The sequence below is a fragment of the Mesorhizobium sp. B2-6-1 genome, assembly GCF_006440475.1.
Lineage (GTDB): Bacteria > Pseudomonadota > Alphaproteobacteria > Rhizobiales > Rhizobiaceae > Mesorhizobium.
In genome coordinates this window covers 1-14731 of record NZ_VFUH01000024.1, presented here as the reverse complement: position 1 = coordinate 14731, position 14731 = coordinate 1, and the positions used below count along the sequence as shown (strand labels likewise).

Sequence of the window (14731 nt, the reverse complement as noted above, 5' to 3'; positions counted from 1 at the left end):
TTACCCGGTCGCAGTTCCGAGGTAGCTGCCTCGTTCAAGGTAGCTGACGATCACTTCCGCGGCCTCCTCGGCGCTCAGATCCGGCGTAACGGTGATCTGTGGCGCTTCCGGGCGCTCATAGGGACTGCCGATGCCCGTGAAATTCTGGATCAACCCATTTCGGGCGCGTCGATAAAGGCCCTTCGGGTCGCGGCTTTCGGCGACCTCCAGTGGTGTGTCGATGAAGATCTCGATAAACTGCCCTGGGCCGAAGAGGTCGCGCGCCATCCGCCGCTCCGCCTGGAATGGCGAAATGAATGAAGTGAGCGCTATCAGCCCCGCGTCGACCATCAGCTTGGCGGCCTCGGCGACGCGACGGATGTTCTCCACGCGATCCGCGTCGGTAAAGCCGAGATCTCGATTCAAGCCATGGCGAACATTGTCGCCGTCCAGAAGGTAGGTGTGCCTGCCGATCGCATGGAGGCGCTTCTCCACGAGATTCGCGATCGTCGATTTTCCGGAGCCCGACAGGCCTGTGAACCACAGCACCACGGGCTTTTGACCTTTGGCGATCGCCCGCGCATTCATGTCGACATCCAGTGCTTGCCAATGGACGTTGTTCGCCCTGCGCAGACTGAAGTCGATCATTCCGGCACCGACCGTGTGGTTGTTGATCCGGTCGATGACGATGAACGCGCCGGTTTCGTGCACGTTGGAGAACGGGTCGAAGGCGAGCGGTGCCTGTGTCGTGAAGTTGACGAAGCCGACGTCGTTCTTCTCGAGGGTTTTTGCTGCCAGTTTTGCAAAATTATTGATGTCAACCCGGTGTTTTATCTGCGTAACGCTCGCACCCACCACGCTGGTGGCGAGCTTGATCAGATACGGGCGGCCGGGGATCAATGGATCCTCGTGCATCCAGAGCAGATGGGCCGCAAACTGGTCTGACACTTCCGGGCGCTCCGCCGCCCCCGCCAGGACGTCGCCGCGAGAAACGTCGATCTCGTCTTCGAGCGTCAGCGTGACAGCCTCGCCGGCCGCTGCCTCCGACAGGTCTCCGTCCTGGGTGACGATGCGCTTGACCAGGCTCGTCACGCCGGATCGTGCCACGACCACACGGTCTCCCGGCCGGATCACGCCGGCGGCGATGGTGCCGGCAAACCCGCGAAAGTCGAGGTTCGGGCGATTGACCCATTGCACCGGCATCCGGAAAGGCGCGCTACGGCGGTCTCGTTCCACCTCAACGGTTTCCAGATGCTCGATGAGCGTCGGGCCCCGATACCAGGGCAGGTTCTCGCCTTTCGAAAGAACATTGTCGCCATAACGCGCCGACAGCGGGATGGCATCCAGAGACGCGAAGCCAAGCGGTTCCGCGAAGCTTCGATAGGTCGCCTCGATCTCGTCGAATACCGTTTGCGAATAATCGACCAGGTCGATTTTGTTGACCGCAAGGACGACATGCCGGATTCCGAGCAGCGAAACGATGAAGGAATGTCGGCGTGTCTGGGTCAGAATGCCCTGCCGCGCATCGACAAGAATGATCGCCAGGTCGGCATTGGATGCGCCAGTAGCCATGTTGCGGGTGTATTGCTCATGGCCGGGCGTGTCGGCGACTATGAATTTGCGCCGTTCCGTGGCGAAGAAACGATAGGCCACGTCGATCGTAATGCCCTGTTCGCGCTCGCTGGCCAGACCGTCGACCAGAAGGGCGAAGTCGAGATCGCCGCCGGTTGTGCCGTGGCGTTGGGAATCGCGGGTAAGTGTGGCAAGCTGGTCTTCCATCAGCAGCTTCGTGTCGTAGAGCAGCCTGCCGATCAGCGTCGACTTGCCGTCGTCCACGCTGCCGCATGTCAAAAATCGCAGCAGGCTCTTCTTCTCGTGGACAGCAAGATATTGCGAAGTGATCTCGTCTATCGAAGAAGATTCGAGTTCCGCGGTTTGAGCAAAACCCAGCATCAGAAGTACCCCTCGCGCTTTTTCTTTTCCATCGATGTTGCCTCGTCATGGTCGATCAGCCGACCTGATCGCTCGGAGGTCCTCACGACAAGCATTTCCTGGAGCACTTCGGGAACAGACGCGGCAGTGCTTTCAGTGGCCGCGGTGAGGGGATAGCAGCCAAGCGTGCGGAAGCGTACCGAGCGCATTTCGGGGGATTCGCCTGGGCGGAGCGGCAGACGATCGTCGTCCACCATGATCAACTGTCCGTCGCGCTCCACCACGGGGCGTTTGGCCGCGAAATACAGCGAGACGATGGGGATGTTCTCCCTCATGATGTACTGCCATATGTCGGTTTCGGTCCAGTTCGAGAGAGGAAAGACCCGGACGGACTCCCCTGGTTTCAGCCGGCCGTTGTAGAGGTTCCATAGTTCCGGGCGCTGGTTCTTTGGATCCCAGCCATGGCTATCGCTGCGCAGCGAAAACACCCGTTCTTTCGCGCGGCTCTTTTCCTCGTCGCGCCGCGCGCCGCCGAAAGCGGCGTCGAAGCCGAGCGAGGTCAGTGCCGATTTCAGCGCCTCCGTCTTCATGATCTGCGTGTAGGTGGACGAGCCATGTGTAAATGGCGTGATCCCTTCGGCCAGGCCGGCCTCGTTGCGACGTACCAGCAGCTTCAGGCCAAGCCGCGCGACAGTCTCGTCGCGGAAACGGATCATTTCTTTGAATTTCCACGTCGTGTCGATGTGGAGAAGGGGGAACGGCAGTTGCGACGGATAGAAGGCCTTCATCGCGAGATGGAGCATTACGGCCGAGTCCTTGCCCACCGAATACAACATCACCGGGTTGCGCAGTTCGGCGACGACCTCGCGAATGATATGGATTGATTCAGCCTCGAGTCGTTGCAGATGTGTGAGCGACGAAGGAGAGGAAGGCGAGCGCCGCTGCGCTGCAGGCAAAGTGACCAGGGCTTGAGGTGCCTGGGCTTGAGGCGCAAGAGCTTGAGGTGCAAGAGACATCTAGATCGCCTTTGAAGGGGCAAGACTTGCTTGGTTGAGAGCGTCCGCCGGCGGGGTTTGCCGGTCGGGATGATGGGCGGTCTTGAGCGCCTGTCGCAACGAAAGCGCCAGGCCGAAGGCCCACAGAATGCCCAGGACGATATGGGCAATATTGCCCCCCATCGCGCCGATCCGCGGGATGAGCAGGAGGGCCGTCACGTGGAAGGCGGCTGTGGCAACGACAACAATGCGCAACACCTCACGTTGCCGGCCCATGGCAAGCAGCGCCGAGCGGGCGGCTGAGCCCGAAAGCACGAACGTGACCGCCACCATCTGCACGATGACGAGGCTGGCTGCGCCTATGAACTCCGGTCCCGCGGTCCAGGCGAGCAGCGGCCGGATGAGCACCGCCACGACCAGGACGCAAATGACGCCAAAGCAGAGCAGCATGGCTTCGGTCTGAAAGATCACCCGCTTGAATTCCTCGATGCTGCCTTTTGCCCAAAGGCGGGCGACATCGGGATAGAGAACGTTTTGCACCTGCGGGCCTACTTGCTGGCCGACGCGGCCTATGCGCTTGGCGATCTGGTACAAGCCAGCCGAGGCCGGGTCGGCTAGCCATCCGACCAGCAGCGTATCGAGCTCTTGCGCGCTCGCGCGCAAGGTGAGTGAGATGTTCGACGACCACGCGAAATTCCAGATGCCAGGGAAGCGGCGTGTGATGCCGGCCAAAGGCGCGCCCAGGACATTGTGGACACCCTGCCTGTGTAGCGCGCGCATGGTCAGCGTCAGGAGCGCCAGGGAGCCGAGGATCTGCGTTCCGGCCCAAACCGCCGTGAAGTAAGCGAGATCGCCATTGAGCAGCACGCCGAGCAGACACAGCAATACGCGCAGAACGGCGTTGAGCAACTGCCCATAGGCGAGGAGGCGGAAGTTGCCGGCCATGCGTTGGACAGCCACGGGGACGCCGGAAATCTGAAATAGCAGAACGCTGGAGTAGAGAACAAGAAGATGCACGATTTGCGTCGACCAACCGAAAACCGGCGCAATGAGAAGGGCCGCGCCAATGGCGACGACCCAGGCGCTGACAGCGGCGCCGACATCGATAAGCAGGCCGAACTTCATGAGGACGCGCAAATTCTCGTGGCCCTCGGATGCGTTCATGCCGGCTGCGTATTTGATAATTGGCTGCCACGACTGGAAGCTGACAACGCGCTCGACGACCCTTGTGAACGCGATGATCAATGCAAGCTCACCATAGTTCGTCACCCCAAGCGCTCGTGCTGAAAGCGTAAAGGCTACAAGCGCCAGCAATGAGCCAAGAAAATTGCCGGTCAGAAGGTGTGCGATATTGGCCAGGCGCGTGCGGCCCGCACTCTTGCGCCTGGCAGCTTGCAGCACCCGTCGAGCCAGTCTTCCGATCATCGCAACCGTAGCCAAAGTCGCCCCGCTCATTCTTGATCGGCAGTACGCGTCCCTTGGTCGTTCTCCGGGATTGTTTCTGCCGATGCATCCATCATCGGCAGAAACCAGAAAGCCGCCACGACCAAGTTTGGTCCTGTCGCAACCCCAATAAGCTAGGACCTGATCGCCGCTACGACCGATGGCCTACCCCATTAGCGGTAGCAGCTTCATGGCCGTTTTATCGCCAAATATATGCGGAACAAAAAAGTAGAACTATAACACATACCGAACTAATAAAGAGAAAAATTGCCTAGATATTTGGCTTTGTAAATTTAAATAAAAGCAAACGGCTCCATATCCTATTAATCTCCTCGGGATGAAGCACGACATATATGGTGCGCCTCTTTCGCTGTTGGTCGAGGATTGATCTAAGGTTGGATCCGGTAAGAGATATGCCGAAATCCGACGGGCCCGAATAGGCTTGGCCGAGCATGCGATCCAGCATCAACTCTCCCAAGGCCGGAGTGTAACGCGCAGAGCTCCAGTACCACCGCATCGTCTGATGACGATCGCCCGGATCCGGAATGTCTTCCATTGTAACGGAGTTATAGCCGCTAAAATCCCACAGTTTCACTTCAGACGTGGCTGTCTTGGATGCGTTGACCTGACTTACGGTATACGTCAGATCCACACGCCAGCGGTCGTAAACCGGGAGTAGCCCCATGGCCCTGAGTGCTTCCATCTGACGAGCATGTATCGGCGAAATGAAGAGCGTGACGTCTACTCCAGCGGCGGTGAGACGATCCAGCAGGTCATGCAACAGGCCGATTCTAGTGATGTCATAATCGAAGCTGCCGGGAGACGAAAACTCCGCCATCAACCGATTCAGCCTCTGGTCGGACACCTGTCTGTAGCTGTAATTATGTGCCAACATGATCTGGTGAAAACCGTCTTCCTTGTCGGTCTCCCGAAATCCAATGCTGTTGGCGTGCACCGTCCGCAAAGCGTCGATAAAGCTTTCGGGGGAGAACAGGGACCGCGCATAAACGATAGGCATTGGAACTCCGGCAAAGCCGGACTCCGGAAAATCTTGGGTTTCCGTTCGGTCCGCCTCAAACATGGAGAAATCGAGATTGACGATCATCCGGCGGGGTGCGCCGTGAGCCAGGGCGAACATGCCAATGTCATAGAGTTCGACCATGCTCGCATGCGGAACCGCGGCATTGTAGGCCTTCAGCCTAGCTAGGCTCGGTCCGGCGGGATCAAGCCCGACGCGCGCCCGCGAGCCGCCGAGGATCAAAGTGTCGTAGTCGGTGAGCCATAGACGTAGTGAGCGCTCGGCTGTCGTACCGATCGAAAGGCGATGTGTCTTTTCGGCATTGAAATCAGGAATCTCCAGATGATGGTTGATCCCATATGGATCGACAACAAAAACGAAAGCGGCAGTCCCAAGTTCTAGCAGAATACCGATGGCTGCAACCCTTGCGGCCAACCGTGGCAGGCGCGATCCAGACGTCCTCAACGGCCCGCCCGACTGCAAAACCTGCGAGCCCATGAACTCGGGCATGGTGGCGTGTCCCGCGGCGCTGATCCCCTCTCGGGTGAAGATCTTGTAAAAGGTCAGGCAGAGAATTTTCAGGTCAAGTGCGAAGGTCCGGTGATCGACATACCAGACGTCCAGGACGAAGCGGTTCTCCCAATCAAGTGCGTTGCGGCCGTTCACCTGCGCCAAACCTGTGATGCCGGGAATGACTTGGTGACGACGCGCCTGCTCAGGGCTATAGCGGGGGAGATACTCCATCAAGAGGGGACGAGGCCCGACGAGGCTCATCTCACCCCGCAATACATTGATCAATTCGGGCAGCTCATCAAGGCTGCTTGCGCGCAGAAAGCTGCCAAAGCCAGTCAGCCTGTCAGCATCGGGAAGCAGCCGGCCATGACGATCCCGACGATCGGTCATCGTTCTGAGCTTGATTATCTTGAATGGTTTCCCGTGCAGGCCGGGACGTTCCTGGCGGAAAAAAACAGGCCGCCCAAGAAGCAGCGCGACTGCTATTGAAAGCACCGCGATGAAGGGCGACATCAGCAGCAGAAGGCAGGCGGCACCGAGCAGGTCGAACGTGCGTTTCATGAGCGATGCTCCTTTCATCGGCATGCCTGCCGCAGCTCGCTGATACGTCCTCTGGCCAACCGCAAGGCTTCGTAGTGGTCAAAAGCCAGGCCACGCCACGGGACACAATCTCGAAGTCTACATGTGCCTTGTGTCTTGAGACCGATCCCAATCAGGGACGATGTGCGGGCATTGCCTTCCACGCGCGACAGGTCGCCGCTTTTAGTTACATTGGCTGTAAAGTGCGCCTATCAAAGATCATTCTCCGGATGAACATCAGGATATGTGCGCCAGATTTGAAAACGCTCGAGGTGTTCTTGTCCGGCATCGGATTTTTCATTCGTAGATCGCGCACCTGAATAACTGAGTTCGTGATCGATTGCCTTCATTTTCAGAATTTCGTCAAAGCGGAGTCCCATTTCTCCGCAATCTGCTGCATTGAGAACCGATCGATCGTTTTCCGGGCCGATCTACCCATTTTGTGGCGAAGAGCATTGTTTCGCATCAGGCATGCCATCGCGGATGCCAACTCGGCAACATCGTCGACTGGTACCAGCAGACCCGAAACGCCTGGTTCGATGATTTCGGATGGACCGAAATCGCAGTCCGTTGCGACGACGGGCAGGCCTGCCGCCATCGCCTCGATCAGCACGTTGGGAAAGCCTTCGTAGCGTGACGGCAGGACAAAGAGGGAGGCGTCGCGCGCCCATTCGCCCGGACGCTCGGTAATGCCGGCAAGCTTTACCCTGTCCTCCAAATCCAACGCATCGATCTGACGTTGAAGAAGAACCCGATCAGGTCCCTCGCCGAAGATTGTCAACGCCCATGCCGGAAACTCGGTAGTGATTTTAGCAAACGCCTTTATCAGCGTGTCGAAGCCTTTCTGTTCCACCAGGCGTCCGACGGCGACCAGGCGAAACATCTCATTGCCATGGTCTTTGTAGGCATCGGTCGCCTCGCACGGATTTCCGATGACCTCGCAAGGATTTCCGATAACGTGGGCTTTTTTTCTGAGCGTATCCGGAAGCGTCTTGACAATCGCATCAGTCTGCATGACGAGCCGATCCGCCTGCCGAAGTATGATGCCAGAAACGAGCCGCCAAGCGGCGTGTTTTTTCTGCGCTTTGGGATTGTTTCTTTCCGAGATAATAACCCGGATGCCAAGATTTTTCGCCGCCAGCAGGCAAAGAATATTAATCTTTGTTAGAAATGAAACGATCAGAGTGGGCTGAAGCTGCTTGAATTCCGCGCGCAACACGACCACGCGCCGCAAGCTGCGGACAAATCCGAGTTTCGAAAGCCGCGAAGCTCCATCCTCTACAAGTCTGTGGACGGTGACCTTCGGGTGCAGGGCAAAATAGCTCTTGTCTTGCTCTCCCACGAAAGCAAATAGATGGACTTCATCTCCGCGCCTGCATCGATCTGCGGCAAGCAGACTGACGACGCGCTCCGTCCCTCCTGCACCCAGGCCCGCCTGCACAATCGCAAGTCGCATTTACTCCCCTCTTAACGTCAGGACGTCGATGGATTATTTCCATACTTCTCGGCGATCTCCGCCAAGTTGCTGCATGGATTGGTGGAAAGGGATTCGACGACAGGAAGATCTCTCTTGATCGTCTCGCCTTGGCCGTGTTCATCCATGAATTGGCGGCGAAGTTCATACCAGCCGCATGCGAGCCGCGTTCCGCCACGGGCAAGCAGTTCGATCGCGGCTGGAGTTAGCCAGTCGATGCAGGTCTGCTCAATGAGTTCGGCTTGCGCATCACTAAGATGATCGGAAAAGCCGCCGACCTTGCCGGGACGCGCATGCTGGCTTTCGCCATCGTGGGCCGCTAGGCCGCCCGCCATCTCATGCTCACGCATTACATCGAAACGCGAGGCGTCGATAGAATCCTGAAGCGCGCGCACGGACGGTGTGTGGCCGAGAAATCTCAGGATACGCGTGCAGGCACCCATAGGGTCTTCCGTCAGTTCCCCATAGCCCAATACTGCACTTACGTGATGCTTTAGACCTCTACCCCAATCATTCAGATATACTATCAGAGCCGGCAGGCCTTGTTCGCGATCGGCAATGAACGCGTCCATGGTGCCTTCGAAGCAGCGTTTGTGACGTGTGGCATCGAAATAAGCTGACACGATTACGTCGCGCGGATCTCGAGTCATGAAGATGATGGGTCGGTTGAGAAAAAGCGAGCGTCTATAGGTGAGGTGCGAAACCAGGACGAGCGGCACACGATGGCGCTCATCTGTGTAACGAAAAGCCGGGATGCCCCTCGTCGGATCGAGATCGAAATCCGGAAGAACCTCGAACATTGGCGAAAGATGGACATTTTCGCCGTTGGCGTGGCGACGAAAGTATTCCGAAAGGATATGTCTAAGCTGGGTTGCTCCAGATTCGGGATAGGAGACAAGAAACGCGTCTGCGCCCGACGCAGCCCAGGTCATCCTGATCCGGGCGTCGATCTTATGCAATGTCAGACGGGTGGTCGTCAGCATGGTGACAGGTCTTCAGTCCTTGGGGATCGTAGCGCAGCATGTATGACGTCGCAGTCGAAGGACGCGATGGGCGGGCTGCCGGCCATGGCCTTGAGTGGTACCGCGCAATCTTCGTAGCGGGACGAAAGCACAAATGCGTCGGCGTCCAGAAAGCAGGATCGCCATGCGTAGCAGATCAGATCCGCCCTTCCCGACTGTAGTGGCGCTGCGATCCAGAAATGCCAAGCCGGCGAAGCTGTCCATCGCGTATTCCAATCCCGCTGTCGCAACCCCTAAATACCCAGCTTTCTTTGAAGGGACGAGTTGCACATAGGGATGCATCGCCGGCTGCCGTTTACCTCTAAAGGAGGACTTGGGCGCAGAAACGAAGCAGACAATAGAAGAGATCTGTGTCCATCTATCGCTCACGCCGGTGAGTTGGAGCCTTGAATTCATGCGCATAGCCTTTGTCGGTGCGGTGGAGGGATCTCGGGTCGCATTCGATGCCCTTGTCGAAGCTGGCATGACGCCTTCGCTGCTTGTCACCCTTGCGGGCGAAGCTTCCAAACGCCATTCCGATTTCGTCGATCTGGCGGGGCCGGCACGCCTGGCCGGGGCCGCGGTCCACCTGACCAAGGACATCAATGCGCCCGACACGATCGACAGGCTCAAAGCCGAGCGGCCCGATTTGACGATGGTGGTCGGCTGGTCGCAAATCTGCCGCGGCGAATTTCGCTCGGTCGCCCGATATGGCTCGATCGGCTTTCACCCGGCGCCGTTACCGCGTTTTCGGGGCAGGGCGGTGATCCCCTGGACGATCATTGCGAATGAAAAGGAGACGGGCTCGACTTTCTTCCGGCTCGACGAGGGTGTCGACAGTGGCCCTATCGTCCTCCAGAAGCTTTTTGCCGTGGCACCGGACGAGACCGCGCGCTCGCTCTACGACAAGCACAAGCAGGCACTGTTCGAGATGACGCCGCTTGTCGTTTCGGCGATAAGTCGTGACAAGGCCGTGGGCGTCGCGCAGGACGAATCCCTTGCCAGCTATTGCGCAAAGCGCACGGCCGATGACGGAATAATCGACTGGAGCGATGCTGCCGAGAATGTCCTTCGTTTCGTCCGCGCCGTCGGCGATCCCTATCCGGGCGCCTTCACTTTCACTGCCGGTGCCAAGATCGTGATCGACAAGGCGCGCATGTTTGCCCCGCCTGGGCGCCATATCGGGCTGACCGGCCAGGTCCAAACTCATACCGACAGCGGCTTTACAGTGCTTTGTGGAGACGGAGCCGCCATTGAGGTGACATCCTGGCATGGCGAAAGGCCCAGGATACATGCCAAGCTGGCCTCGGCATGACCAACCTGTGTCGCGCCAAGGACCTAGGCGCGTGCACGGAGCACAGGTCTGCGCGCTTCAGGCGGCGATTGTCGGCCGCGACGGCCGTTCTTCCAGATACCAGCGTACGAAGGCGGTCACCCCGTCCTCGACGCTGGTGCAAGGGCGAAAGCCCGTAAGGGTCTCCAGCAGGCGGGGGTCGGCATAGGTTGCCCGCATGTCGCCAGCCTGCATCGGCAACATCTTGCGGATGGCGCGTTTGCCCAGGCAGTTCTCGATCGTCTTGATGAAAGGCAGCAGCCCGACAGGCTCGCCGCCGCCTATGTTGACGACACGCCACGGCGCGACGGGTGACAGCGTGTCGACGACGCCGGGAGCGGACGCCGCGCGACCTGTCGCCGGCGTGCATTCGACGAGTCGGACGATGGCTTCGACGAGATCATCGATATAGGTGAAATCGCGCTTCATCAGGCCTTCGCCATACACTTCGATCGGACGGCCGTTCTCGATCGCGTCGACAAATTTGAAGAGCGCCATGTCGGGCCGGCCCCAGGGGCCGTATACGGTGAAGAAGCGGAAGCATGTGGTCGGCGTTCCGAAGATATGTGAATAGGAGTGCGCCATCGCCTCCATCGCCTTCTTCGTGGCCGCATAGAAGGTTAACGGCCAATCAGCCTTGTCGGTTTCGACGAATGGCATCTTGTCGTTCGCTCCATAGGCCGAGCTCGTGGACGCAAGGAGCAAATGCCGGGGCTTGAGATCACGCGCAAGCTCAAGGACGTTGAACGAGCCGACGAGATTGCTGTCCGTGTAACTTCGCGGATTGTCGATTGAGTAGCGGACACCGGCCTGCGCGGCCAGATGCACGATCACATCGGGCCGGGCGTAGTCCGCGGCGCGGCGAAGGGCATCCAGGTCTTCCAGTTGGCCGATATGGGCGCGAAAGGCGTCGTATCTTTGAAGCAGGGCGTGTCGGGACTGCTTCAGGACGATGTCATAGTATGGCGTCATGCCGTCGAAGCCGGTGACGCGATGACCGTCGTCGAGGAGCCGGCGCGCCAGGTGAAAACCGATGAATCCTGCGGTGCCGGTGACCAGATACCTCATTCCGCGGCCGCGGCGAAAACTGCCTTGTCTCCGACCGCTCCCTCACCGATATTCACGTACTCGAAGCCGTGCTTGGAGATGTCTTCCCGCCGGTAAATGTTGCGCAGGTCGACCACCACCCGTTTCGACATCGTGCGGGACAGTCGTTCAAAATCCAGGGCGCGGAACTGATTCCACTCGGTCACGATGACCAGCGCGTCGGCGCCCTCGGCGCATTCATAGGCGCCTTCGGCATAGCTTACGCTTGTGCCGAGCACGATTTTCGCCTGTTCCATGCCTTCGGGGTCATACACTCGGACATGTGCTCCAAAATCGATCAAGGCCTGGATGATCGAGAGGGAAGGCGCTTCACGGATGTCATCGGTGTTGGGTTTGAAGGTAAGACCCAGCAAGGCCACTGTCTTTGCGCGGACATCTCCGCCGCAGGCAAATACGATCTTGCGCGCCATGGTGCGTTTTCGCTGGTCGTTCACGGCAACCGTCGTTTCGATCAGGCGCAATGGCGCGCCGCTGTCCTGCGCCGTCTTGACCAAAGCCAGCGTGTCTTTTGGAAAACAGGATCCTCCATAGCCCGGGCCGGCGTGCAGGAACTTTGAGCCGATGCGATTGTCGAGCCCGATGCCCCGCGCTACCTCGCGCACGTTCGCGCCCACGCTCTCGCAGAGATCCGCGATCTCGTTGATGAACGTGATCTTGAGCGCCAGGAAGGCGTTGGCCGCATATTTGATCAGCTCGGACGTGCGGCGGCCGGTAAACAGGATGGGTGCCTGGTTGAGATAGAGCGGCCGATACACCTCCGCCATCACCTCCCGGCCACGCTCGTCCGACGGGAGGCCGATAACGATCCGGTCTGGTCGTTTGAAGTCGTCGATCGCGGCTCCTTCGCGCAGGAATTCCGGGTTGGAGACGACGGCCACATCGGCCAGGGGATTGCATTGGCGAATGATCCGTTCGACCTCATCCCCCGTGCCCACCGGCACCGTGGATTTGATTGCCACCACGGTGAACCCGTGAACAGCGGCCGCGATTTCCCGGGCCGCTTCGTAGACATAGGACAGATCGGCATGGCCGTCGCCTCGCCTCGAAGGCGTCCCGACCGCAATGAACACCACGTCCGCATCGGCGACTGCCGCTGTAAGCATGCTGGTGAAGGTGAGCTGGCCGCTCGCGGAATTCTTGTCGACGAGGTCGTCGAGACCTGGCTCATAGATCGGCATTCTTCCGGCCTGGAGATCGGCAATCTTGGCCTCCGCCTTATCGACGCAGACGACTTGATGGCCGAAATCAGCCAGGCAAGCGCCCGATACAAGACCCACGTAACCCGAACCAACAATCGCGATGCGCATGTAACCGCCACTCTGATGATGACAACTGACGCGATTAAGCCAGCAGCGGCCAAGAAAATGGAGTGCGCAATCGGATAAGACATTACCACTTCCGAGACCTGGTATGGGCCCGGACGGTCGTCTGGCGCGGTTTGACAACGCTAAGTGCTGATGGCCATTGCAAATGGACGAGACGAGATGATCTGGCGCGTAGCCACGCTCGGCTGCAAGCCGGCTGACGGCGCTTTATTGGCGCGTCGATTGCTTGAGTTCATTTTCCGTCAAAAATTCCGGTCGGCTGCCGTTTGGTCTTCTTGCCATGTTCCTAGAGGTAGCTCGGTTCTCGCTTCAACTTGCCGTCCGGGAGCCGAGTCAGGAAATTGCCCTCGAACAGCCTCGCCTGAGCTTGATAGATCTTCGTCCGGGTGAGACGGCGCGCTGGAGTGTTCTGCCGTGACGAACAAGGCTAGGCAGAGCACGCCGAGGCCGGCAGGGCGATTTTCCGGTCCATGCAATGGAATTGTTGCAGGGGCTGCGCGGTCGCGTTTGCCGGCGAACATTCAAAGAATGTAGCTGTGGGCCTCGCTTTCCGTCGCACTGTCAGCCGCGGAGACAGGCTTGGCGAAGAGGAAGGCACCATCTCGCGAGAACAGATCCGCCGGCATCATCTGGAACTCGCGCTGCGAATGCGGGACATCCAATTCACGATCGACAATATGCCAGAGGCTGTTGAAGAACGATCCGTCGGCTTGCCTCATGCTTTCCCCCCGAAGCGGCTTTCTCGATGAGAAAACCGTTGCTGGATTGGCCCACATGTCGGCAATGGCGATATCGTAATAGCCGGGATGCGCGGCATTGGGTTTGATAATCGCGAAGGGCGTGTTCTTTTCCGGCCAGCCTACGCGGCCCACGGTCAGGCACTCTTCCGGCTCGGGCAATCTTGCCTCCACAAGATAGGCCAGTGCCGCATCGATGCCGCCGATTTCCGAAACGACGCAGGATGTCAGTCCCGCGCGGGCAAGCTGCATCAGCTTTCGAGCCTCTTGTTCATCCATATCGGCCCATCTCAGGAAAGCCATCCATTGCTGGTGCAGGCAGTCGTCCTTGGCCTGGCAAAGAAGTCGTCCTGCCTCCAAAGCGGATTCGACCCTCCTCCTGTCCGCCTCCGCGAAGGCTTCCCGCGCAGGGCGAATTCGGCCGGCAATTTCCATCAGGTCATTTGAGATGTTTTTCATATCCTCCTCCCCAGGCGGATTTCTAATCTGATTTATGCGCTCCATGATGCGTTGGTTTTGTATTGCGTAGAAGGCCATCACGGGAACGCGTGAGATATCTTAGTGGCGTGGCCAACCTATTCTTTTGAGCAAGGGTCCCACTTCCGACTGTCGGCTGATCCGCGCGCGATTGTGTTCGCTACTACTTGCTGCCATAGCTTCGCTTTCGTCATTGTCGGCGTCGCCTGGTCCACAAGACGACGTCTGCAAATTCTGCCGTCCGATCCGCCGAACGCCGTCTGCCGGGCGGTATGCGCGCGGTGGATGCTCGGGACCCAACGCTGGTCGCGACATGCAAACTTCTGGCTTAATTTTTCGACGATTGAAGAATGCGCGTACCCTATCATTTCGGTGATGGTGCTCATCCAACCAGACCTGGAGACCTGCGCAGTAAGGAGTAGTCAGAAGAGCTGGAGAAAGCCCGAATGACGGCGAAGGAAGAAAATCCACACGCCTTTGGGCGAATGGAAGTAGGCGCCGTATCTTTCAACGAACTTGCACGCCCAAGGCTCTTGAAGTCATAGCGAAGGGCAATCTGGCTTGAAGAGTGGGGCGATCCGGAACTCCATGACAGCAGTGGCCATCACAGCACCCGCTCGGGCGGGTTGGCGATTTCGACAGCCGAGCGTCATTCCGGGTTTCGGATTGACGCTCGGCTTCTCGCTTGCCTACCTGACCCTCATCATCCTCATTCCGCTGTCGGGGCTGATCTGGCGCTCCGCGGCGCTCGGCTGGACCGATTTCTGGGCGATCGCCACCGACCGGCGCACCATCAACGCGCTCCGCATCAGCTTCGG

The 14731-nt window shown here is 58.7% G+C and carries 10 protein-coding genes and 1 pseudogene; 2 read left to right on the top strand and 9 right to left on the bottom strand.

Going from position 1 to position 14731, the window contains the following annotated elements:
- The 6 genes from cysN to FJ443_RS29755 form a co-directional block, all read right to left on the bottom strand.
- Positions 1–1932, bottom strand: coding sequence for a sulfate adenylyltransferase subunit CysN (gene cysN / locus FJ443_RS29780; RefSeq protein ID WP_140666813.1), 1932 nt, complete (start codon positions 1930–1932; stop codon positions 1–3).
- Complete coding sequence (cysD, locus tag FJ443_RS29775; RefSeq protein WP_246681277.1) at positions 1932–2927, bottom strand: sulfate adenylyltransferase subunit CysD; 996 nt, start codon at positions 2925–2927, stop codon at positions 1932–1934. The genes cysN and cysD overlap by 1 nt, the downstream gene beginning before the upstream one ends.
- Positions 2928–4331, bottom strand: a complete 1404-nt coding sequence (locus tag FJ443_RS29770) for a lipopolysaccharide biosynthesis protein (protein WP_224519136.1) — start codon at positions 4329–4331, stop codon at positions 2928–2930.
- Positions 4332–4620: 289 nt separating this feature from the next.
- On the bottom strand, positions 4621–6441 hold the full coding sequence (locus tag FJ443_RS32120) for a sugar transferase (RefSeq protein ID WP_140498431.1): 1821 nt from the start codon (positions 6439–6441) through the stop codon (positions 4621–4623).
- 370 nt (positions 6442–6811) lie between these two features.
- The gene (locus FJ443_RS29760) at positions 6812–7915 is read right to left on the bottom strand and encodes a glycosyltransferase family 4 protein (RefSeq protein WP_140567303.1); all 1104 of its coding nucleotides are present in this window, start codon (positions 7913–7915) and stop codon (positions 6812–6814) included.
- A gap of 17 nt (positions 7916–7932) precedes the next feature.
- Complete coding sequence (locus FJ443_RS29755) at positions 7933–8916, bottom strand: sulfotransferase domain-containing protein (protein ID WP_140513529.1); 984 nt, start codon at positions 8914–8916, stop codon at positions 7933–7935.
- 433 nt (positions 8917–9349) lie between these two features.
- On the opposite strand from FJ443_RS29755, the gene FJ443_RS29750 reads away from it, so the two are divergent.
- Positions 9350–10249 (top strand): formyltransferase family protein, encoded by a 900-nt coding sequence (locus FJ443_RS29750; protein ID WP_140666811.1) that lies wholly within the window; start codon positions 9350–9352, stop codon positions 10247–10249.
- A gap of 57 nt (positions 10250–10306) precedes the next feature.
- On the opposite strand, the gene FJ443_RS29745 is transcribed toward FJ443_RS29750, so the two are convergent.
- From FJ443_RS29745 to FJ443_RS29735, 3 genes are all read right to left on the bottom strand, one after another.
- Positions 10307–11335, bottom strand: coding sequence for an NAD-dependent epimerase/dehydratase family protein (locus FJ443_RS29745; RefSeq protein WP_140666809.1), 1029 nt, complete (start codon positions 11333–11335; stop codon positions 10307–10309).
- The gene (locus FJ443_RS29740) at positions 11332–12681 is read right to left on the bottom strand and encodes a UDP-glucose/GDP-mannose dehydrogenase family protein (protein ID WP_140513535.1); all 1350 of its coding nucleotides are present in this window, start codon (positions 12679–12681) and stop codon (positions 11332–11334) included. Before FJ443_RS29740 ends, FJ443_RS29745 begins: the two co-directional genes overlap by 4 nt.
- Positions 12682–13220: 539 nt before the next feature.
- Positions 13221–13895 carry a hypothetical protein gene (locus FJ443_RS29735; RefSeq protein WP_140498426.1) on the bottom strand — a complete coding sequence of 225 codons (675 nt, stop codon included), beginning with the start codon at positions 13893–13895 and terminating at the stop codon, positions 13221–13223.
- 606 nt (positions 13896–14501) lie between these two features.
- Here FJ443_RS29735 and FJ443_RS29730 point away from each other — a divergent pair.
- Positions 14502–14731, top strand: a pseudogene (locus FJ443_RS29730) (molybdate ABC transporter permease subunit); the annotation flags it as partial.